Source organism: Mycobacterium sp. NGS66, assembly GCF_059812225.1.
Map to the genome: position 1 here is coordinate 1 of NZ_JCALCG010000015.1, position 19,528 is coordinate 19,528.

The 19,528-nt window shown below is 63.7% G+C and carries 25 protein-coding genes; 10 read left to right on the forward strand and 15 right to left on the reverse strand.

Annotation, left to right across the window (positions count from 1 at the left end; all coding sequences use genetic code 11):
• The 3 genes from AC5Y2L_RS22965 to AC5Y2L_RS22975 form a co-directional block, all read left to right on the forward strand.
• The coding region (locus tag AC5Y2L_RS22965) for a TetR family transcriptional regulator C-terminal domain-containing protein (RefSeq protein WP_499931343.1) at window positions 1–223 on the forward strand (223 nt) is incomplete at its 5' end.
• A gap of 300 nt (window positions 224–523) precedes the next feature.
• Window positions 524–760, forward strand: a complete 237-nt coding sequence (locus AC5Y2L_RS22970) for a type II toxin-antitoxin system Phd/YefM family antitoxin (RefSeq protein WP_499931345.1) — start codon at window positions 524–526, stop codon at window positions 758–760.
• A gap of 20 nt (window positions 761–780) precedes the next feature.
• Window positions 781–1,179, forward strand: a complete 399-nt coding sequence (locus tag AC5Y2L_RS22975) for a type II toxin-antitoxin system VapC family toxin (RefSeq protein WP_499932332.1) — start codon at window positions 781–783, stop codon at window positions 1,177–1,179.
• 222 nt (window positions 1,180–1,401) lie between these two features.
• On the opposite strand, the gene AC5Y2L_RS22980 is transcribed toward AC5Y2L_RS22975, so the two are convergent.
• The gene (locus AC5Y2L_RS22980) at window positions 1,402–1,938 is read right to left on the reverse strand and encodes a TetR/AcrR family transcriptional regulator (protein WP_499931348.1); all 537 of its coding nucleotides are present in this window, start codon (window positions 1,936–1,938) and stop codon (window positions 1,402–1,404) included.
• Here AC5Y2L_RS22980 and AC5Y2L_RS22985 point away from each other — a divergent pair.
• On the forward strand, window positions 1,918–2,130 hold the full coding sequence (locus tag AC5Y2L_RS22985; protein WP_499931350.1) for a hypothetical protein: 213 nt from the start codon (window positions 1,918–1,920) through the stop codon (window positions 2,128–2,130). The genes AC5Y2L_RS22980 and AC5Y2L_RS22985 overlap by 21 nt on opposite strands.
• A 249-nt stretch (window positions 2,131–2,379) precedes the next feature.
• Here the strand turns inward: AC5Y2L_RS22985 and AC5Y2L_RS22990 are convergent, their stop codons facing one another.
• Window positions 2,380–3,018 (reverse strand): NAD(P)-dependent oxidoreductase, encoded by a 639-nt coding sequence (locus AC5Y2L_RS22990; protein WP_499931352.1) that lies wholly within the window; start codon window positions 3,016–3,018, stop codon window positions 2,380–2,382.
• A gap of 208 nt (window positions 3,019–3,226) precedes the next feature.
• On the opposite strand from AC5Y2L_RS22990, the gene AC5Y2L_RS22995 reads away from it, so the two are divergent.
• The 3 genes from AC5Y2L_RS22995 to AC5Y2L_RS23005 all read left to right on the forward strand — a co-directional run bounded on the left by AC5Y2L_RS22995 (window position 3,227) and on the right by AC5Y2L_RS23005 (window position 5,560).
• Complete coding sequence (locus tag AC5Y2L_RS22995; RefSeq protein WP_499931354.1) at window positions 3,227–3,976, forward strand: SDR family NAD(P)-dependent oxidoreductase; 750 nt, start codon at window positions 3,227–3,229, stop codon at window positions 3,974–3,976.
• Window positions 3,977–4,055: 79 nt separating this feature from the next.
• Window positions 4,056–4,685, forward strand: a complete 630-nt coding sequence (locus AC5Y2L_RS23000; RefSeq protein WP_499931357.1) for a VOC family protein — start codon at window positions 4,056–4,058, stop codon at window positions 4,683–4,685.
• A 101-nt stretch (window positions 4,686–4,786) separates the two neighbouring features.
• Entirely contained in the window at window positions 4,787–5,560 is a 774-nt protein-coding gene (locus AC5Y2L_RS23005) for an SDR family NAD(P)-dependent oxidoreductase (protein WP_499931361.1), read from the forward strand.
• 593 nt (window positions 5,561–6,153) lie between these two features.
• Here the strand turns inward: AC5Y2L_RS23005 and AC5Y2L_RS23010 are convergent.
• The gene (locus AC5Y2L_RS23010; protein ID WP_499931363.1) at window positions 6,154–6,639 is read right to left on the reverse strand and encodes a hypothetical protein; all 486 of its coding nucleotides are present in this window, start codon (window positions 6,637–6,639) and stop codon (window positions 6,154–6,156) included.
• Window positions 6,640–6,935: 296 nt separating this feature from the next.
• On the opposite strand from AC5Y2L_RS23010, the gene AC5Y2L_RS23015 reads away from it, so the two are divergent.
• The gene (locus AC5Y2L_RS23015; RefSeq protein WP_499931365.1) at window positions 6,936–7,073 is read left to right on the forward strand and encodes a hypothetical protein; all 138 of its coding nucleotides are present in this window, start codon (window positions 6,936–6,938) and stop codon (window positions 7,071–7,073) included.
• A gap of 241 nt (window positions 7,074–7,314) precedes the next feature.
• On the opposite strand, the gene AC5Y2L_RS23020 is transcribed toward AC5Y2L_RS23015, so the two are convergent.
• The 6 genes from AC5Y2L_RS23020 to AC5Y2L_RS23045 form a co-directional block, all read right to left on the reverse strand.
• Window positions 7,315–7,731 (reverse strand): type II toxin-antitoxin system VapC family toxin, encoded by a 417-nt coding sequence (locus AC5Y2L_RS23020; RefSeq protein ID WP_499931368.1) that lies wholly within the window; start codon window positions 7,729–7,731, stop codon window positions 7,315–7,317.
• A complete protein-coding gene (locus AC5Y2L_RS23025) occupies window positions 7,728–7,958 on the reverse strand; it encodes a ribbon-helix-helix domain-containing protein (protein ID WP_499931371.1) in 231 nt (76 codons plus the stop codon). The genes AC5Y2L_RS23020 and AC5Y2L_RS23025 overlap by 4 nt, the downstream gene beginning before the upstream one ends.
• A 32-nt stretch (window positions 7,959–7,990) precedes the next feature.
• Entirely contained in the window at window positions 7,991–8,533 is a 543-nt protein-coding gene (locus AC5Y2L_RS23030; RefSeq protein WP_499931373.1) for an SRPBCC family protein, read from the reverse strand.
• A 90-nt stretch (window positions 8,534–8,623) separates the two neighbouring features.
• A complete protein-coding gene (locus AC5Y2L_RS23035; RefSeq protein WP_499944718.1) occupies window positions 8,624–9,058 on the reverse strand; it encodes a type II toxin-antitoxin system VapC family toxin in 435 nt (144 codons plus the stop codon).
• Entirely contained in the window at window positions 9,042–9,275 is a 234-nt protein-coding gene (locus AC5Y2L_RS23040) for an AbrB/MazE/SpoVT family DNA-binding domain-containing protein (RefSeq protein ID WP_499931379.1), read from the reverse strand. Before AC5Y2L_RS23040 ends, AC5Y2L_RS23035 begins: the two co-directional genes overlap by 17 nt.
• Before the next feature lie 385 nt (window positions 9,276–9,660).
• A complete protein-coding gene (locus AC5Y2L_RS23045; RefSeq protein ID WP_499931382.1) occupies window positions 9,661–9,891 on the reverse strand; it encodes a DUF6400 family protein in 231 nt (76 codons plus the stop codon).
• A 206-nt stretch (window positions 9,892–10,097) separates the two neighbouring features.
• Here AC5Y2L_RS23045 and AC5Y2L_RS23050 point away from each other — a divergent pair, with 206 nt between their 5' ends.
• A complete protein-coding gene (locus AC5Y2L_RS23050; protein ID WP_499931384.1) occupies window positions 10,098–11,594 on the forward strand; it encodes a hypothetical protein in 1,497 nt (498 codons plus the stop codon).
• A 4-nt stretch (window positions 11,595–11,598) separates the two neighbouring features.
• On the opposite strand, the gene ngg is transcribed toward AC5Y2L_RS23050, so the two are convergent.
• The 6 genes from ngg to AC5Y2L_RS23080 all read right to left on the reverse strand — a co-directional run bounded on the left by ngg (window position 11,599) and on the right by AC5Y2L_RS23080 (window position 18,774).
• A complete protein-coding gene (gene ngg, locus AC5Y2L_RS23055) occupies window positions 11,599–13,383 on the reverse strand; it encodes an N-acetylglutaminylglutamine synthetase (RefSeq protein WP_499931386.1) in 1,785 nt (594 codons plus the stop codon).
• Window positions 13,384–13,552: 169 nt separating this feature from the next.
• Entirely contained in the window at window positions 13,553–14,173 is a 621-nt protein-coding gene (locus AC5Y2L_RS23060) for a response regulator (RefSeq protein WP_499931389.1), read from the reverse strand.
• The gene (locus AC5Y2L_RS23065) at window positions 14,170–15,351 is read right to left on the reverse strand and encodes a histidine kinase (protein WP_499931391.1); all 1,182 of its coding nucleotides are present in this window, start codon (window positions 15,349–15,351) and stop codon (window positions 14,170–14,172) included. The genes AC5Y2L_RS23060 and AC5Y2L_RS23065 overlap by 4 nt, the downstream gene beginning before the upstream one ends.
• A gap of 9 nt (window positions 15,352–15,360) precedes the next feature.
• Entirely contained in the window at window positions 15,361–16,848 is a 1,488-nt protein-coding gene (locus AC5Y2L_RS23070; protein ID WP_499931394.1) for a carotenoid oxygenase family protein, read from the reverse strand.
• Window positions 16,845–17,387 (reverse strand): nitroreductase family deazaflavin-dependent oxidoreductase, encoded by a 543-nt coding sequence (locus AC5Y2L_RS23075; RefSeq protein ID WP_499931397.1) that lies wholly within the window; start codon window positions 17,385–17,387, stop codon window positions 16,845–16,847. The genes AC5Y2L_RS23070 and AC5Y2L_RS23075 overlap by 4 nt, the downstream gene beginning before the upstream one ends.
• A gap of 79 nt (window positions 17,388–17,466) precedes the next feature.
• Window positions 17,467–18,774, reverse strand: coding sequence for an NAD(P)/FAD-dependent oxidoreductase (locus tag AC5Y2L_RS23080; protein ID WP_499931399.1), 1,308 nt, complete (start codon window positions 18,772–18,774; stop codon window positions 17,467–17,469).
• A gap of 99 nt (window positions 18,775–18,873) precedes the next feature.
• Between AC5Y2L_RS23080 and AC5Y2L_RS23085 the strand changes: the two genes are divergently transcribed.
• Entirely contained in the window at window positions 18,874–19,521 is a 648-nt protein-coding gene (locus AC5Y2L_RS23085) for a TetR/AcrR family transcriptional regulator (protein ID WP_499931401.1), read from the forward strand.
• Window positions 19,522–19,528 lie beyond the last annotated feature (7 nt).

Consider the following 19,528-nt stretch of genomic DNA (forward strand, 5'->3'; position numbering starts at 1 on the left):
TGCTCGCCTCGCCGACGTGATCCGTGAAGGCATTCAGAACGGCGTCGTTCGCACCGACCTCGATCCCGATGACCTCGCCACCGCATTGTGGGCCGCTCTCAACGGCCTACTCGCCCTGGCGTGGCGCCCCGGCGGCCTGCACGCCAGCCCCGAAGCCATCGACCACCTTCTCTCCGTCTATATCGCCACCGTGAGCGACGGCCTGCGAATCCGGCAACGCTGAAGCGCTCGACCCAGTCCGGTATTGATGTCGGACGCCCCGACGGGCCTCAGTTTGATGCGGTGCTAACTGCCGAGGTGCAGCTTGTTCGGGGGCTCGCGGTGGGCATGTCGTCCCTCGCCGGAGTTGCGGCGTTAGTCGAGGTCACGGGTGCCCGATACTTGGCCACGACCCAGTCTCGGAGAAGGTCCGCGATGCAGAACGCTATGGGGCAGTGCGGATTTCGGTCCGATCGCTTACTTTCCTGCAGCAAGCACCATGCAGAGCCGTACATCGTGGTCTCACCGGTGATACACTCGTCGCATGGACACAGTGACAGTGCGCGAACTCCGCAACAGCGGGGGAGATGTTCTACGCCGTGTTGAGCGCGGCGAGCGCATCGTCATCACCCGTGACGGCACACCGGTAGCGGAGCTTCGCCCCCTACCCCGTTCCAGCGCCGGCCCAACCGAGCTGATTCGTCGCCGGAAAAATCTTCCACAGGTGAACCCAGACACGCTCCGGCGCGAAATCGACGACCTGATCGACCCGTCGCTATGACAGAACCCTCCAACGTGGGGATGCTCGATACCTCCACAGTGATTCTTCTTGGCCAGATATCTGACGCGGCCGAGCTTCCTGACGAATCTGTGATCAGCGCGATAACACTAGCCGAGCTGTCCGTGGGTCCGCACGTCGCGCACGACCATGCCGAGCGCGGGGCCCGTCAGCAGCACCTGCAACAAGCCGAGGCTGACTTTGACGTCCTTCCATTCGACGGGGACTGCGCGCGGGCTTTTGGCGGCGTAGCGGCAGCTCTGCGCGCGTCGGGGCGCAAACAGGCTGCGCGAGCGTACGACGCACTCATCGCAGCGAGCGCAATCGCATATGCGGTGCCGCTCTACACCTGCAATCCAGCAGACTTCGCGGGAATCCCACGACTAGAACTCCGATCGGTTACTCATCCGCACCGTCACTAGGCGGTCGACCTCAGTCAACAGCGGAGGAGTAGTGGATTATCAAACACGTTGGGCAACAACAGAAAACGGCATAGTTTACTGGTAACCCGCCGTATTCGGTTCCGCCGTATTGCTGCCGTGTGGAGCAGAGAATGTAGGGGGCCGAGCGAATCCGGCGAGAGCAGTTCGGCTCTGTGCTCGGTGACCGTGGGGGTGGCGCTAAACCAGCGGCCCTTGATCAGTTCAATCAGAGCTGTTGCGCCGCATAGCTTCTTGAACAGCGTTAGCGTTGGGGGCCGGTGCGAGAGTGTGGTGGTGGGCGGTGTCGCAGGCGGCGATCAGATAGCTGACCAGCCGCGCCGAGGCCGCGGGAGCAATCTCAGCGGTGCTGGAGACGACTCCTGCATTGGCCATCAGGAAGACCACGAGGTCCTGATGTCGGAAGTCACTGCGCAAGCGCCCGGTCGATTTGGCTTTGGAGATAAGGGTTTTGAACCCTCGAATGGCTGCTGATCGTTTGGCCTCGAAGGCACATGCACTGGGGAACGTCATTGTCAACACGTGGTTGAATCCGCGGTCCTGGCATTGCATTGCGCACACCTGCTCGACAAAACCGCAGAAACCGTGCCATGGGTCGGGGTCGCGCAATGCCGTCTCCACTGCGTCGAGGTAGGCCGCCATCTTCTCGTCGAACACTGCGGTAATCAGGTCATCGCGGGTCGAGAAGTGGCGAAAGAGGGTCGCGATACCGACTCCGGCTTGTCGGGCGATCTCGGCCATCGCGACATCAAGACCTTGTTCGGCGAAAACGCGTCGAGCGGCATGCAGGACAGCGGCACGGTTGCGGGCGGCGTCCCGTCGCAGGTTCGGCGACTCGGTCGGGCCGGGCAAGGCTGTCACGGCCGCACCTTAAGGCAGTACTTTGCGGTGGTTGGCGTCGAGGGCGATACGGGAATCGGCGCCGAGATCTGAGTAGTCATTACTAGTCCTGTCTCGAATACAGTCGTCGCCGGCGGTAGCAGCGCTCGCATATCACGGTATGACGATGGGTTTCCCTCAAACATGTCCGGCTCCACTGATCTTCCACGCCTCGGCGCGCTCAGCCAGGGGGATCTGGTGGTGGAAACAAACTTCACGACGCTCTGCTCGGCTAGCGCAGCAGCTGCGGCCACTCATGGGTTTTCCTGTTCGTGAATGTGATTGCGTTGGTGCACAGCGTGTTTAGTTGCTGATAGCCGGAAGGGCTCGCACATAGCGTCTGTCGGCGATCTGGGCGACCATGAATGCCGCGATGTCTGCCCGGGTCATCGTCCAGCCCACCTCGTCGACACCGAGGAAACCCGAGCGGGCCGTCCCTTTGGCCGGTTTGTCGATCGGGCGGATGATACGCGCGACAGTCCAATCCAGATCCGAAGCAGTGATGGCCTGGGTCATCGAAACGATCTCGGCGAACCCGTTCGGGAACAACACACGGGCGATTACCGGGATGATCCGGCCCCGAAGTGTCGGACGGTCGCGCGGGTCCGTTACCGAGGGAGTGGCCAATGCGATCAGTCGGCGCACCCCGTTGGCACGCATGGCCGCGACGATGGCGTGAGTGCCGTCGGACAATGCTGTCCCGCGGACACGGCGATCCAAGGAAGGGCCGAGGGCGCTGATCACGACGTCGGCGCCGGCAATCGCCTCAGTAACCGCCGTGTGATCGGACAATTCACCGCCTAACACCGTCAACCTGGCGTGGGTAATTCCCAGCTTCTGCGGCGCCCGCACATAGGCCATCACGTCATGCCCTGCCGCCAACAGCTGGTCGACGACCAGGCGACCGATACCTCCGGTCGCCCCGAACGCCGTGCACCTCATCGACCTGACTCCTCATCCGCGCATCACCAGGTTAACTGGAACGTCCTTTCCACTTAGTGTACGCTAAGTGGAAAGGGGACTCCAATTGTGGAAGTGAGGAATCAGCCGATGCCGACCCTCGAGCAGCGCAAGCAGGCTCGCGCCGGTGCGCAGCAAACCGATTCGGTAGGCGCCGACGGTGACCTACGTATGGAGACGGAGCAAAGTTATGGGTGAGCTCGCCGGCAAGACGGCGTTGGTGATCGGGGCGACCTCAGGCATCGGGCGGCAGACGGCGGAGCGGTTCGTCGCCGAAGGGGCCCATGTTTTTGTCACTGGTCGTCGACAGGCTGAATTGGACGCGCTCGCTTCTGAATACGGCGATGCGGTTACTGCTATTCGCAATGATGTCACCAACGTCGAAGAGCTCGATGGAGTATTCGACGCGATCCGCGCGCGGCAGGCCGGGCTGGACGTCGTGGTGGCCACCGCAGTCGGTGGCTCGTTGGCACCGTTGCAAGATCTGACGCTGGAACATTTCGAGGAAACGTTCGTCGGCTACCTACGTGGCATCGTATTTGCCGTCCAGAAATCACTACCGCTCCTGAACAAGGGCGCCTCAATTATCGTGACCGGTTCGACCGCGACGACTCGAGGAACGGCATCCTTCGGCGCGTATTCGGCGTCCAAAGCCGCACTGCGGCAGTTCGTCCGGGTTTGGGCCGTGGAACTGGGTCCACGCGGGATTCGCGTCAACACAGTCAATCCCGGTCCGATCGAAACCGCAGCGCTCAAGAAGCAGGCAGCGGGCCCTGAAGACGTTCAACGCGTGCTCGAGGCTGAGGCCGCTCGTGTGCCGCTCGGGCGCATTGGGCAACCGAACGAGGTCGCCGAAGCAATGGTGTTCCTCGCCTCCGACCGGGCCAGCTTCGTCTCCGGCGGTGAACTGTTCGTTGACGGCGCGCAAGGCCAGGCATAACTGGCCACTACGCACGAAATTGCACGGCAATGCCGAGATCCAATTGGACTTTGAACTAACACTCTTAGGAGGGCTTCTTATGCTGAACACCAATGTCATCGTTCATCCCCGTCTCCAGCACATCGCACTCACATCCGCTCGACCTGACGAGATGGTCGCGTGGTACCGGACCGTGTTGGGAATGCGCCTGATGCACCGCAACGAGAATCCCACGGGGGCCGACCACGCCCATAACCCCGGAGTCATTGCCATCTGGCTCACCAACGACGAAATCCACCACCGCATGGCCATTCTGAGTCTGCCCGGACTCAGCGATGACCCGCGAAGGTCCGCACACCCGCGCGTGCAACACTTCGCATTCGAATACCAGACCCTCGACGAACTACTCGGTTCATGGGTACGACTGTCCGACGCCGGAATCACCCCGGTCCTTGCCGCCGACGAAGGCCTCCAAACAGCGTTCTATTACCTCGACCCCGACCAAAACAGTGTCGAACTGAACGTCAATAACTACGGCAGTAACCTCACCGCCAGCGAACACCTCCAGCACTCACCCGAATTCGCTGATCGTCCATTGGGCCAGTTCGTCGACCCGGCACTCCTGGTGCAAGCACGCGAGGCCGGGGCAAGCCCGTGGGACATTCACGAGCGAGCATGGCGAGGCGAATTCGCACCAGCTGAGCCGCCTAACCCACTGGCCTTGTACTAGCAAACGCGTGAACCGCGGCATGGCCTCTGTTGGCCCGAGGCGTCAAAGTACGGCCACACCGCCTCATTTCTCACGAAACTTACTCCACGTTAGGTGATCCCATGGCAGCGTTGACCGGAAAAGTAGCGATCGTGACAGGCGCGGGCCGCGGAATAGGCCGCGGCATCGCTGTGCGGCTTGCCAAAGAAGGAGCCCACGTCACCGTCGCGTCGCGGACGGAAAGCACCGTGCACGACGTCGTCACCGAGATCACCGGCGACGGCGGCTCCGCGATCGGCGCCACCCTCGACGTCGCCGAGGAAGAACAAGTCAACACTGCGGTCGAGCAGACGGTGGCGAGGTTCGGGACGGTCGACATCCTCGTCAACGCCGCCCAGGCCTGGGGCAGGCCGGACCTCAAATCCATCTCGCCACCCAAGACACCGTTCGAGGACGTCACCGCCGCGGAATGGGACCTGACCTTTCGGTCAGGGTTCTATGGCACCCTGCACGGTATGAAAGCGGTGCTGCCCCATATGAAAAGGCAACGCAGCGGAAGGATCATCAACTTCGGATCGCCAGTCGCCTTGTCGGCGCAACCGTTGTTGGCTCCCTACAACGCCACCAAAGAAGCGATCCGGAGCCTCACCTTGACCGCCGCTCATGAATTGGCTCCCCACCAGATCACCGTGAACTGCATCTTGCCGGCCATCCTCACCGAAGCGCTGGCCCACCACGAGAAAGACCATCTCGAAACACTGGTGCAAAGTTTGCCGATGGGCCGCCTGGGCGACCCCGAACGCGACGCAGGCGGCCTAGTGGTCTACCTCGCCGGCGACGACGGGGGCTACCTCACCGGAGCGACGCTAATTCTCGACGGCGGCGCCGCACACTGACCATCCCACCGATTGGGAGCACTTCATCGGGAGGCGCAGCAGGGGATAGGCAGTGATGGCCAAGAGGGCTATGGGCTGATCCCGTGCGGCAGCCGCTGCGGGCTTACTTGACATAGTGTCGCTTATCGGCAATAGGATGCAGGCCGTGTTTGCCTGAAAGAACCTGCACCCCTTGGCAATCGGACGCGGTACTCATCCGATTTGCGCCAGTGAGGACGGAACAGAATCAGTGAGAAGCCGAGCGGGCGTCGTATAACGCTGCAGGTATCGCCGTCGGCAGACGTTCATTCCTCGGTGACACAGAGTTCGGCATGACGCGGAGGCACCACCGACGTCAACGCACCGCGGAATCCAATCCACACTCCCGCTTCCTCCCCGCGCTCATCGTCATCGATACGTCACCGTGACGAATCACGTTGGGCCGCAGGGCAAGCCTGTGCCACTCTGGGACAGGTTCACAGCACCACTATTCTGCTGTGGTGGCGAAGGTGATCGTGCTTGGCGGAACAGGTTTGGTGGGCACGGCGTCAGCACGCGCCCTTGTCAGGGCAGGTTGGGACGTCACGTGCACTGGTCGATCAGAAAGCCGCTTCTCACCTGACCTTAGTGGCCAGGATGAACGGCGGCCACGTGTTCCATGGATGGTCGCCAAGTCCCTCGGGTGCAGTGTCGTCGAGCAGGATCTCTTCCCATTCATGTGTCAGGTAGCCGGAGATGGCTCGGCATATCGCCAGGCCATCGGGCGCGTCAGGGTCTGCGCAGTTAAGGATGCGGGTGCCCGGCGATTCAGCGCAAATCCGCACGAGCGCAGCCAGATTCACCGCAGCAGTTGGGTGATTGATTCCTCGACCATACCGGGCCAGAAACACGTGTCGGCGTCCGTCGAGCACGCGTTTGACGAAAACCCACTCGCGAGGACGCGCGGCGCCGACGCCATGGATGCGTGAGGGCCGCAGCACGCTCACCGCCACTCCCGAATCCAAAAGGACCTGCTCAGCGGCGACCTTGTTGGCGCCATACCCCTCTCGGGAACGGTAGTTGAGGTCGGATGGCGCGATCGTCGTCTGGTTCTCGCTCACCGGACCACCGAACACGGGCGGTTCATCAGAGTTGGAATGACGGCCACAGTCATCGACGTAGACAGCCTTGCTGGAAATGAACACCACTGACCCAATACCCGCGCTCTGCTCAAGAAGCATCCGGCTGTGCTCAGCTGTGTATCCCACGCAGTCGACCACGACATCGGCGCCATCGTGGAGCAACCGGCGCAGCTCGCCAGCGTCGTACCTGTCCGACTGCGTAAAGCGAGCTCCCTGTTCGCGTTACGGCGGCCGAGCGGCTCGGTTACCTGCCCGCCGGCAATTACGCCGATACCGTGCGTGCTGAGATTGACTGGCTGGTCGCGGGTGCCTGCACCGGTTGCCCGAGCAGCGGGTTTCTACCGCCAGCCAACGACCCCTATTTCCAACGCTTCTTCGACTACGGCCGCGAAGACGCGTGGTTGACCAAGTGACAGTTGGGTTTTGACAACGACAGGTGCGGAATGCTCGTCACTAACCGCCTGCGAATGCAGCAGCGTACTATTCGTGGGATCACTTGGCCCACGGCGCTTCTCCGGCAGATCAACGAGCGCATCAGGAGTACTCATATCGATCTCGCTGCGATCGAACTATGGATATACAACCAGCGGTTCGTCACAGTGACGTATCCGACGGTTGAAATCCGTTGTGCCCCAATGGCTCTGTCGGTGATTTCTACCTCTTGACGTAGACCTCTATGAACCCCGCCGCCGCGAAGTCCTGGTCGAAGGCTAAGGCTTCGCGCAGCCGTCGGTCCCGCATGACGCGAAAGCTGGTCGCGTCCACATAGGAATACGCTCTCTCATCGTGCTTGCGGAGCCAAGCCCAAGCCGCGGTTTCTTGCTCTTCTGTAACTCGGTGTACGACGAGGCGCTCGGCTTTGCTAAGGGTAGCGAGCCGATCGAGAAAGGCGAGCGCGGTACGGTGGCTGTCCTTGCGGCGCAGGAATGTCCAGGTCTCGCCCGCAACAAGATTGGTGGTTAGAATCTGCTCAGTGCGTCCGAGAGCTCTTAGCATGGCCAGTGCGTCTCCGTGCCGAGCATCCCCGGGCAACGCCCACGCCACCCACCAACCGGTGTCGGCGAATTTCACTGGCCGTAGACGATTTCGTCGACCTCGCCAGGCTCCACGGAGACATCGCCCGACCCGAACCCGGCTAGGGAGCGCCACAGATCCCCTTCCGAGTCATCGAGCGGCTGGGTAAGAACAGTGCCGAGTCCGAGACGAATCAACTCGGATTTGGAAATGCCGCGACGACGTGCCTCGGCGGCGGCGAGCACGTCGAGTTCGTCTGGGATCGTGATCGTGATCGTCTTCACGATGTCACTATACATACTTAGCGCTACACTGACTAAATATCTCGCACCTCGGCCTGCTTCCGTAGCGCTTCGTTGGCCTCGACATATGCCGCTCGGACGTCCTGTCTCGAGTAACGCGCTAGAGGAAGCGTCAGCAGGCCGCCGAAGCGTTCTTTGTTGACCAGACGCACACGGCCAGTTGCGAGTTCTTCGATGACAAAGCGGTGCTCGCCCCAGAAGAAAATCTTTTGCATTCCGGAGATCGGCCCGGTCCAGGCGAGCTCGCGGTTGGGCGCCACCAGATCGATCCGCGCGTTGTAGTTTCTCACTCTGTCCTTGATGCGGGACTTCCAGTCCAACCGCTCTCCCGCACGCAGGGCCTTTGGCGGATTTTGAATTTCGATCATCAGTGGATTCCAGCGCTGATATCCCTCGAAGTCTGAAAGCACGACCCACAATTTTTCTCTGGCCGTATCGATCTCCACCTCAGTGTGGATACTGACGATGTCAACGCGCTTCTTGGCTAAGAACCAGAAAGTGATCAGCGTGACTGCGACTGGGCCGCAGAGGCCCAGCGCTACCTTCGGCAAAGGCATCTTCGGTTCGCTTTCTGTGGGTGTCCCAACGCATGCAGACACATGGTCGCACCAGGGCCCGACAACAGCAGGGCCGCGCACCCGTCAAAGTCATCGCGAAATCGCCGACAGCAGCTCGTAGTTGACGCCAAGCGCGCGATATGTCGGCTCGGCCCTACGATCGCTCGTGATAAGCGGTAGCTTGTGCTTTCGGGCTGCCGCGCCGACCAAACCGTCGTAAAGCGCGCCGCCCGCCAAGCCGGCTTCGGCAAACTCCCGTAGCAAGGCCCTCGTATCTGTCGCGGAGACGAAGCGGGACTCCGGAAAATTCGTCTCCTCTAGCCGGAGTGCCGCAGCCGGGCTGAGGCGGTGTGGCGGCGGAAGTCGTGTGAGTACCGACAGCAACTCCACCGCGGCATGCCCGGACATTCCCCGGCGGCATGCCAGGAGCCTCGACCTGGCGGCAACGTGGAATGGGTTTTCACGCTGCACCAGCGCTAGTGCCGCGCTCGTGTCGACCAGGACATGTTCAGCGCTGGTCGGCAAGACGCAACTCCCTGACCGCGACGGCGTCAAGCTCGGGCCCGCCGCTGGGCAGCATAAGAAGACCGTCCTCTTCGACGAGTGCGTCGGCTGCCACGCTTTCGATGCGGATAGCAGCCCCGTCGAGGGATATCTCCACCTCGCCAGCGGTAATGCCCGACTGTTCGCGTAGTGACTTTGGGATTACCAAGCGTCCAGCCTTATCGATGGTAGTACGCATACCATTACGCTACCATAGCTCTGGCATCAGCCTGGTTGGAGTGGTTCTCCCCCATATTCGGGACGAATTGCATTGTGGCCAGAGGCATTAAGTATGCACGCCGTTAAGCCACCTGATCGCTCACCGGCCTTGAACTCGGCCGGCGGGCAAGCGTAAGGCGGCCGACCTCGCCGTTCAGCTGGCGCGCCGCCGGCGGTGATGTGTGTCGGTGGACCAGAGATATCCGCAATCCGGGCACTGCAGGTGGACCAACGTCCCCTTGTTGCTCAACAGGTACTGCCAGTGCTTGTCGCAGTTGCGGCGCTCCCGGCAACTACCACACTTGGCGCCGTGATCGCAGCACGGGCAAGCCAACCATGCGCGACGGCTGCGGTCGGCTGTCGGATCAATCGGTAACACGATCAGCCGTCCTGTCGGGAAGGACGCCGGCGCGCACCAACTCGTCGTAGATCCGCTGCTGCTCAACATCGAGGTCCGAATACAGCATGTCGTAGGCCTTCTGTTCTTCGGCGAGGACGGCGATGGGGTCCCAGTCGTCACCTATCGCGTCGAGCACTGCGCTTCGTCGACGCGCCTCGTCGAGGGTCAGGTCATAGGCAAAGTCAAGGTTGGCCATCACGCTCCAGCCGTTAGATACACAAACGATCAATCAGCATTGCCGAATCGACCGCTTATTTGCGGTGACGTACGCCACTTTTGCCGGTTGAAATTCGTCACATTTCGCCCATTACCCTGCGCACACCAGCGCAGCAGACAGTTGCTGTGGGTCCGCCGCGAGGAAGGCGTGACGGCGGCCTACGCCGGAGTGTGAAGATTGGCGGCGTGCCGGATTGGACCTATCACCCACTGCGCCCCGTCGCCGAGGCCGTTTTCGGTGAACGCCGCACGCGCGTCTGGGCGCTGCGATTCCTCGCGACGCTCATCCGGAACGCGGGCGGGCGGCGATGGATCCCGGTGGTTTTCGACCACCCGGACCCGCTGCCGCAGTGGTCGGGCCGCTTCGGCGCGTCGGTGCCGCCATGGATCGCGGCAGATGCCGTCACGGTGCTCCCGGTACAGGGCGCCGGTGTCGTCGAAATCAACCCGGTCGGACTGGCCGACGTCGAAACCGTGCGTCGCGCGGCCGCCGGCCGACACTGCCGCATTACGGTCGTCGCCGACAGCCAAGAGGCACGCGATGTGATTGCGCCGGATGTCGACGCCGCCACCGTCGGCGAACCCGACCATCCCGTGGTGCGACTGTCGACGCCGGCGCTCGGCCCTGCGGTAAACGCACTGGCTGACGCGTCGACGACGGTTCTTGCCGACCGGTCGGTGTTGATCGCGGCCGGGCCGGGCTGGTTCAACCGGGTGATCGAGGCGGCCACAGCCACGTCTCCCCCGGCGCCGCTGCGCAGCATCCCGCCGGATCCGCGGCGCTGGCCCGGCTGGCTCTATGCCGCGATCGTTGCTATCGGCTTGATCGTGGCGGGCGTCGGCGCCGCGGCGATCGCGTTGGGGCCCGTACTGCTGCACTACGACCGCGACTACCTCGGTGCCACCGTGGCCGACCTGCATCACGTCAACCAGCACCTGATCGGGTTCCTCCAGCATGACCGAATCACGATGGCGGGCAACATGATCGGGATCGGAATCCTCTACCTCGCGCTGGCTCAGGCGATGCGGCAGGGCTATCGGTGGGCTCGGCGGGCGCTGGCGATCTCCGGACTCGTCGCGTTCGGCAGTTACTTCTATCTCTTCGGCACCGGCGGATTCGTGGAGCCGCTGCACACCCTCGTCGTCGTCACGCTTTTTCCACTCCTGGTGGTCGCGGTCTGTCGGCGCCTCCCCGACCCACACTGGCCGCCGGTCGTTGAAGGACCCGAGCCGCAGCGGCTACGGGCGCTATGGGGTCAGTTGCTCATGATCGGCGTCGGCGGCGGCTTGACGGTGGCCGGGTTCGTGATCTCCATCGTCGGTATGACGACCGTCTTCGTGCCTACCGACCTGGACTTCATGGAGACCGACGCCGAACATCTGCGGTATGCGAACGCTCATCTGTTGCCGTTCATCGCTCATGACCGGGCCGGTTTTGGCGGCGCGCTGATCGGTGCCGGGCTGGCGGTGATGTTGATCAGCATGTGGGGCTGGCGGCGCGGGCAGCGCTGGGTGTGGTGGTGTCTGCTCCTTGGTTGCGCCTTCGGCACGGTTCCTGTGCTGGTGATTCATTTCGCAGTGGGCTACACGCACTTCGAGCATCTGTTGCCGGTCTACGTGTTGGTTGTCGCCGCAGTTACCGCGCTGGTGCTTTCGAAGGAGTATCTGACCGCCGCGGCATGAAACGTCAATCCGCATTCTCTGGTGTCCAGGCCGGCGACTGGCCGTGCTTACCGGGAAATAGAAAATCGACGAAAGCCGCTGCGGTGGGCTGTGGTTCATGATTGGCCAGACCTGGCCGCTCGTTGGCCTCGATGAAGACGTATTCGTCGCCGCGGACGTCCGGGACCAGCAAGTCGATGCCGGTGACCGGGATGCCGATCGCCTCAGCTGCCGCCACCGCGACCCGGCACAGCTCCGGGTTCACCTCGGCAGTGACATCGTGGATCGTTCCGCCCTGATGCAAGTTGGCGGTCCGTCGCACCAGCAGCCGGGTTCCTTCGGGCAACACATCGTCTAACGTCCATCCGGCTTCCGCGACCGTCGCCTCGGTGGTGTCGTCGAGCGGAATTCGAGACTCACCGTCGGTAGCCGCAGACCGGCGGCGGCTCTCGGCCGCGATGAGTTCCCGCACGCTGTGCTTGCCGGTGCCGATGACCTCCGCCGGCATCCGTACGGCGGCGGCCACCACCCGGCCGTCAATGACGACCAAGCGAAGGTCGTTCCCGGCAACCATCTGCTCGAGCAGCACCTCCGGGTGTTGCTCACGGGCGTGCGTCAGAGCGGTGGCGAGCTCGTCGGGGCCGTTCTCGACGGTGACGCCGACGGTGATGCCTTTGCCCTGTTCTCCACGCGTCGGCTTGACGACGACTTCCCCGACCTCTCTGGCAAACGCGTAGTCGTCGTCGTCGAAGGTCGCCAGCCGCGCACGTGGCACGGTGATGCCGGCTGCGGCGACGAGTCGGCGCGTCAAGCGCTTGTCGTCGCACCGGCACATGGCGACGGCAGAAGTGAACTCGGACAGCGACTCTCGGGTGATCACGCTACGGCCACCGAGGGTCAGGCGCATCTCGCCGGTCTCGGCGTCAAGCACCTCCACGCGGATCCCCCGGCGCAGCGCCTCTTCGGCGATGATCCGCGCGTAGGGATTGAGGTCGTCGATGGTCTCGGGCGTCGGGGTGAACAGCGGCTCGTTGATCGCGTTCTTCCGCTTGATCGCCAACACCGGAACGCGCCGGAAACCGAGCTTCTCATACAGGGCAATCCCGGCGGCGTTGTCGTGTGCGACGGACAGATCCAGATAGGCGCGGCCCAGGTTTCGGAAGTGCTCAGCCAACTTTCGCGTCAAGGCTTCACCGATACCCGGCAGTCCGGCCGCCGAATCCACCGCCAAGGTCCACATGCTGGACCCGTGCTCCGGATCGGAGAAGAGCAACTCGTGGTCGACGCCGGTCACGGTGCCCACGACCGCGCCGTCGTCGTCGCGCACCGCAAGCAGATATGTCACCGCGTCGGCATGTAGATGGTTGTGCCAGATCGTGTCGACGGGTGCGGGGACCATGCCGCAGCGAACCAGGACACGATTCATGGCATCGGCGTCGTGTGGGTCGTTCAGGGTGCGCATCGTCACGCCAGGTAGCGGCGACGATCGGTCTTCGTCCGCCGGCGGATCAGTGAAGCGGAGTCGATAGGTGTGACTGGGATCGATGAACAGTTCGTCCGGGGCTTTCGCGACGATCACATGGGCTTCACGGGCATAGATGCAGATGTCGCGCCGGCCCGGCGCTTCCCGGCGAAGTGCCTCGGCCACCACGCCGGGATCAGCGAAGGTTTGGCCGAAAATTAGTCGGCCCCAACCCAATTCGAGTTCCACATCGTGGGCCATCGCATCCATGAGATGGGTCGGCGCAGCGTCGTGCAGGCCCAGGGTGATCGCCTCGGGATTGTCCTGCGCGGGATCACTAGCAGTCATGCTGCACTTCCGTCCCACCTCTGGCGCTGTGAGCAGGATTCGAGCAGGACGATCTGCCAGAGTTCACTGCCGTGTCGCGTGATCGTCTCAGGCGAACCTCGTCGCGGGCCACGAACATCTGGTTAACCCTATCGAAGGCCACCTAATCCTGGCCGACAACGATCTGGGCTCAGGTGAGTAGGCCGAGAGCTATGGCGCTGGTGACGGCGGCGGTGCGGTCGGAGACACCCAGCTTGTTGAAGGCTCGCAGCAGGTGGGTTTTCACCGTCGCCTCGCTGATGTGCAGCTCGCTGCCAATCTGTGCGTTGGTCTTTCCTTTCGCTACCAGGGCGAGCACCTGGACTTCGCGCGCTGACAAGCTGCTCGCCGGGGGCTGCCGGACGGCCCTGACCAGCCGGTGCGCCACCGACGGAGTGAGCACGGTCTTGCCGCGGGCTGCGTCGCGCACGGCGGCGGTCAGCTCGGTTCGAGAGGCGTCCTTGAGTAGGTAACCCGCCGCACCGGCCTCGACGGCGCGCAGGATGTCGGCGTCGGTGTCGTAGGTGGTGACCACAAGGATCCGAGTTTGCGGCAAGGCCGCCAGGATCTGCTCGGTTGCAGTGACGCCGTCGCCGTCGGGCATTCGAAGGTCCATGAGCACCACGTCGGGGTGCAGCGACTGGGACAATGCAACCGCCTCGGCACCCGAACCCGCCTCACCGACGACGGTGAGGTCGTTCTCGGCGGTGATCATGCCACGCAATCCCTCCCGCACCACCGGGTGGTCATCGACGATCAGGACGGTGGTCATGTCGGCACCTCGATCGCTACGGTTACTCCCCCGCCGGGGGTCGGTGACATCGACAGGATTCCGCCGACTTGCGCGACGCGGGCCCGCATGCCGCGCAGGCCAAATCCTTCGACGTGGTCCTGCTTAAGACCAATTCCGTTGTCCGCCACGGTTAATCGAACACTGCGATCGACTGACGACAGCTCGACACGCACCTCGCATGCCTGTGAGTGTTTGCCCACGTTCGTCAGCGCCTCTTGGGCGGCCCTCAAGAGCACCACCTCGGTGGCCATGGCCAGTGCCGGAAGGGGCCGGTCGATGACTGTGGTCACGGTGATCCCCCTTTCGACGGAAAGCCGGTCACATTGACGCTGCACCGCTGCGGGCAGGGAACCCTCACCGAGGTCCGTTGGCGACAATCCTGCGACCATGCCGCGGGCCTCGGCCAGATTCTCTCTGGCGGTGTTTCGGATCAGCTCGACGTGCTCACGTGCGGCTGTCGGCTTGCTGTCGAGTTCGGCGTCGACGGCTTGGGCGAGGGCCACGATGCTGGTGAACCCTTGCGCCAGGGTGTCGTGGATCTCCCTGGCCAGCCGTTCGCGCTCGGCGGCCACGCCGGCTTCCCGCGATAGGCGGGCGGATTCGGCCCGGCTGGCCTCGAGTTCGTTGACGAGGTGGGCCAACCTGGCTCGCTGCCGCATCGACGTCATGATTACCGTGCCGATCACTGGTGCCGCCACCAGGCCGACCAGTGTCACGGCAATCGCCCCGGCCAGGTCGGGCGATCGGGTGCCTTCGGTCAGCAGCGTGATGCCCAGGGGCACCAGGTTGACCGCGGTGGTCACGACCAGTGCCGCGGCAAGCGGCAGCGTTGCGAAGAGCAACGGATAAAGCGCCGGTACTGCGGCAACGGCGACCGGCGATGACCCCACGGCGGTCACCCATAGTGCCACCACCGTGGTCAGGAACAGCACCGTGCGCCAGTCGACGTTGTCGGCCTGGATGACCCGGCGCCCCGTGGTCAGCATGCAGATCGCGATGCCGGACAGGGCCGCAGTGGCCACGAATACGTTTCCAGGGAAGCGGTGGTTCAACAACATCACGGCCACGATGGCGGCGCCGCACAGGCCGACGACATAGGCATCCCACAGCCAGTACCATTCGTTGGCCTGTCGCCGGGCCGGAGCGGCGTCGTCCATCAAGCGATGCTATCCGTCGGCGGGCACCCAATTGCCGTGGAAACCGTGTGGTACCCGGGCGGGGATGTGCACGGCGGCGACGGTCTCGAGGGTCTGGGCATCGAGCAGCACAAGATCGCTGACATCGCGCGCACGGTCGTAGACGAAGCCCATCGCCACGCCGTCGTCCTCGCCCGCATCCGGTCCCGCGGGGACGAACACGAACTCACCGGGTTCACACCCCGGGCCGAATGAGAGAGTGCGTGTGCTGCGAGTCATGGTGTCGTGTTTGAGGATTGCGTTCGGCTCACTGATGCCCGCAGATCCCGGTGCGTATCCGACGGCGTATCCATAGCGGTGGCGCCGGCCGACCAACCGCTCGTCGACCCGAGGGAATTCCTGTGAAGTATCGTCGAGCCGCTCTTCGGTGAAGGTGCCGGCCACGACGTCAACCGTCCACCGATCCAAGGTCCGGGTGTCGGGCACGAGGGCGAGACCGCTGGCGAACACCGACGGATGACGGACGACGTCGAGCACCACCGTATCGCCGGCATCGTAGGCATTGAGCGGATGGAAGATAAAGCACTGCGGCACCTCGAGCCAACGGATGTCGTCCGCAGTACCCTCCCGCGGCATGACGCCCACACGAGCCGGTCGCTCGGGCGCCCAACGGTAGGGCAGGCCGAAGTCAGGCGGAGATCCTTGCTCGGATCCCCGCATCGCCGCCCGGAGCACGAAATCCGGTGCGGCATGGCGCTGGGCGAACCGAGTCAGCCAGCCCGCGACCGCTTTGGCCGGCCGGCTGGATAACCGAGACCCGAGGTCCAGCGCCACCGGGAGGTCGTAGAGCACCACGTACCTTTCGGTGAGCGAGAAGTCGTGCATTAACGTCTGGGTGTCGAGCCGGATGTCAACCGTGTGTCGAACCCTGCCGTCCACGCCGGTGACGGAGTACCGAACGATATTGCCGCGCAACGGGTTGTAGGACACTGCGTGCAGTTCTTCGGTTATCGGGTCACGCTTGGGGTGAGCGCTGTAGCCCCCGAAAAGAGTCCCACAGAAATCCGACGGACCCACTGTTTCGAGTTCGTCGCTCAATTCATAAGGGCGCACACCCGATTCGGTGAGGGCCAACGTTCGGCCCGCATGGCCGATGACGTTGGTGTTGCCCGCGAAGTCGAAGCCGCCATATCGCGGCCCACCATGCCACGGCTCGCCGAGCCGCCGCGCCACGTGGGCTGAGCGCACCCAACGGTTGCGGTACCACTGGGCCTTGCCGTTCCGCAAACGCAGCCCGTGCACCATACCGTCGCCCAGGAACACCTGATAATGGTCAGGATCCGGATTTCCTATCGGGTTCGGTCCGATGCGCAGGTAGCGGCCGTTGAGATGGTCCGGAATCGTGCCGGTGACGTCGAGGTCAGTGGCAGTGATTTCGCGCTGCACCGGCGCGTAGTTCCCGTTCAGATACGGGTTGATCGTCACGCCCGGGCCCGGGGTGCTGGTAGTGGTAGTCATGCTGGTGTCTCCTTTAGATCGACCGCGACCGGAATGCCGGTCGAGAACCAATAGCGGTGCAACTCCTGGACTTTGGCGCGAGTCGGTAAACCGCGCAGGTGCAGTGCGCACTCGGCGTAGTCGAGGGGATTGACGGTGTCGCAGATTGCCCTTCGCGCCCGCTCGCGCTCGGCGCAATCGGTGATCTCACGGGCGAAGCCGTCGAACGTGCCGCCAGACATGCGCAACCGAACCCGCGGATCGCTGCGGATGTTCCAGACCCAGGCGTGCACAGCCCCGGGCGTCTCCACCGCGACATGAGGCGGTCGCAGCGCGACCAGATACACGCGTTCTGCGCGGCGTATCGCGCGGACGCACTTGCTGCGCGCTTTTCCAGTCTTGCGCCCGGTTGTCGTGAGCACTCCGAACCCGGCGGCAGGTGAGATACGAAGCAGCGGCAGCATGATTGCGCTCAATACCTTGCCGCGACGGGCCGAGCGCAGCAGTCCCCGGTGCTTTCCGATCTGCATGGCCGCTGCGTTACGGATCGATTCGTCCATGGACCGATGCTGCGCGTTACGACCGTGGCTTCGCGACGCCCAGACGGTTGAATGCTGTTGTCCTCCGAATGGTGGACACCTACCGCAGCGCGGGCTGGCGGCTGTCCAGCCGGTAACGGGTTGCCGCGCGGCTGATCTCGTCTTTGACCGCGCGGACGATATCGGTGAGCGTGGCTGGGATTTGGCGTGGCTGTTCATGCAGTGCGCAGGCGGCGGCCCTCGCGAGCCGGGCCATGGTGAACAGCTTCGCTGGAGGCAGTTCATGGTTGAGCACCCGCAGCAGTTGCCCAGTGGCCTCCTCGCTGCGCGCGACCTGCCGCATGATGCTGGTTACCAGCGGCGTTGCCGGTGCCGGCACACCCATGTCCCTTGCCAGCCAATACATTGCGTATGCATCGCGGTCGCGCCATCGCCACCAGTTGCGCAGTTGAGCGTCCGTTTCGCCTAGCTCGAGGCCGGTAGCGATGGATGCGGCGAGTGTTTTCGCCTGGCGCAGCGCATCCGCGATGCCCTGTGCGGGCGTGAAGTCTTTGAAGTGCCCGGCATCGCCGACCAACGCCCATCCGCGGCCGGCGCTGCGACGAAAGTAGCCGTGCCAGTCGCTCATCACACGAATCGGGCCCTGCCGCTTAGCCCCAGCCAAGAGGTCGGCCAACTCCGGCCATTGTGCAAGGCCGGCGGCGAAGGCGCGTTCTCGGTCGGCGTGGAACTCGCGGGCAACGGCAACGTCGATGGCGATTCCGGCCAGGTACAGGCCGCCATCGGTCGGACTGGCCAGAAACGCCAGATCGCCTATCCGGCCGATCCGCAACCGCGCTTCGGTATCGGCGACGCCGGCGAAGTAGCCCCAGGCCGGTATTCGCCCGGGCGGGGTGACCAGATATTTAGCGGCTCCGGTTGAGGCGGCGACGATCGAATGGCGCCCGTCGGCACCGACCGTCACGCGGGCTGTCACCGGGCCCTCGGGTGTTTGCACGCCCGTCACACGACCGGTGTCGTCGGTGAGCACCCCGGTCACCCGGCATCCGGTGCGCACCTCGGCGCCCGCCGCCGCAGCCGCCTCGATCAGCAGTGCATCCAGCGCCGCGCGCCGCATGCACAAGCCGGGGGTGGCAGAGCGCACGACGTCCAGTGCCGCCTCGATGCGGACGTCCTCGTAGACCAGTGTGAAGTGATCCAGCGGCACCGCGCCGTGAGCCAGGACGGAGTCGAGCACACCGATTTCGTCGAGAATCTCCACCCCACACGGCTGAATGACATGGGTGGAGGGTGTTTCGCTGGGAAACCGCGCCCGATCCAGCACGCACACCCGCAGACCGCGTCGCGCCAGCATGGCCGCCAATGGTGAGCCCGCACATCGGGCGCCTACGACCACGACGTCGTACATGGCTCCGCCTCCCCTCGTCACACTTTCTTACCATTGGTAAGTCTGCCGGTTCGCCGAGAACTTATCAATGGTCAGATCGCTTCGCTATCCTGACACTCGATGACATCCAGTGAGAGACGGCCGTACCACCACGGGCAGCTTGAACGCGCTGCGATTGATGGCGCCGTGCAAGAAGTCGAAACTGTCGGCGTCGCCGCAGTGAGCATGCGACGGATCGCGCGCCGGGCCGGCGTCTCGCACGCCGCACTCGCGTACCAATTCGGGGATAAGGCCGGAATATTCACGGCGGTGGCCACGGAGGGATTCCGGATGGCGGCTGAGACAATCGGGCCCGTCGCGACCGGACCGGATGGCTTCCTGCGCGGCGGCCAAACCTACATAGCCTTCGCGCTGGCGCACCGCGGCTATTTCGAGGTGATGTTTCGCCCCTACCTCTATCGCGGCGACGACCCGGCCTTGGTTGCGGCCAAAAACGAAGCCTTCGGGATTCTTTACGGCAGCGCGCGCGCCAGTTTGACCGCCCACCGGTCGGGGCCGGTGTCAGACGACGAGGTTCGTGGGCTGGTGATGGCGGGCTGGTCGCTGAGCCACGGCTTCGCGACGCTCGCGCTCAACGCCAACCTTGCCGAACAACTCAACGCCGATACCCACGCTCTCGCCGCGCAGATTACCCAGGGCGTCGTCACACTTGGTGAAATCGCGCAACACCGGCATGCGCCCGATTACCCAGATAGCCAGCGGGCGTAGCGATTTC

Coding starts and splice junctions, on each gene's coding strand:
- AC5Y2L_RS23005 (WP_499931361.1), top strand. CDS start 4,787: ATGGCAGCGTTGACCGGAAAAGTAGCGATCGTGACAGGCGCGGGCCGC.
- AC5Y2L_RS22975 (WP_499932332.1), top strand. CDS start 781: ATGCTCGATACCTCCACAGTGATTCTTCTTGGCCAGATATCTGACGCG.
- AC5Y2L_RS23000 (WP_499931357.1), top strand. CDS start 4,056: ATGCTGAACACCAATGTCATCGTTCATCCCCGTCTCCAGCACATCGCA.
- ngg (WP_499931386.1), bottom strand. CDS start 13,383: ATGACTGCTAGTGATCCCGCGCAGGACAATCCCGAGGCGATCACCCTG.
- AC5Y2L_RS23030 (WP_499931373.1), bottom strand. CDS start 8,533: ATGCCTTTGCCGAAGGTAGCGCTGGGCCTCTGCGGCCCAGTCGCAGTC.
- AC5Y2L_RS22995 (WP_499931354.1), top strand. CDS start 3,227: ATGGGTGAGCTCGCCGGCAAGACGGCGTTGGTGATCGGGGCGACCTCA.
- AC5Y2L_RS23075 (WP_499931397.1), bottom strand. CDS start 17,387: ATGGACGAATCGATCCGTAACGCAGCGGCCATGCAGATCGGAAAGCAC.
- AC5Y2L_RS23060 (WP_499931389.1), bottom strand. CDS start 14,173: ATGACCACCGTCCTGATCGTCGATGACCACCCGGTGGTGCGGGAGGGA.
- AC5Y2L_RS22970 (WP_499931345.1), top strand. CDS start 524: ATGGACACAGTGACAGTGCGCGAACTCCGCAACAGCGGGGGAGATGTT.
- AC5Y2L_RS23080 (WP_499931399.1), bottom strand. CDS start 18,774: ATGTACGACGTCGTGGTCGTAGGCGCCCGATGTGCGGGCTCACCATTG.
- AC5Y2L_RS22990 (WP_499931352.1), bottom strand. CDS start 3,018: ATGAGGTGCACGGCGTTCGGGGCGACCGGAGGTATCGGTCGCCTGGTC.
- AC5Y2L_RS23065 (WP_499931391.1), bottom strand. CDS start 15,351: ATGGACGACGCCGCTCCGGCCCGGCGACAGGCCAACGAATGGTACTGG.
- AC5Y2L_RS22980 (WP_499931348.1), bottom strand. CDS start 1,938: ATGGCCGAGATCGCCCGACAAGCCGGAGTCGGTATCGCGACCCTCTTT.
- AC5Y2L_RS23040 (WP_499931379.1), bottom strand. CDS start 9,275: ATGCGTACTACCATCGATAAGGCTGGACGCTTGGTAATCCCAAAGTCA.
- AC5Y2L_RS23085 (WP_499931401.1), top strand. CDS start 18,874: ATGACATCCAGTGAGAGACGGCCGTACCACCACGGGCAGCTTGAACGC.
- AC5Y2L_RS23045 (WP_499931382.1), bottom strand. CDS start 9,891: ATGGCCAACCTTGACTTTGCCTATGACCTGACCCTCGACGAGGCGCGT.
- AC5Y2L_RS23070 (WP_499931394.1), bottom strand. CDS start 16,848: ATGACTACCACTACCAGCACCCCGGGCCCGGGCGTGACGATCAACCCG.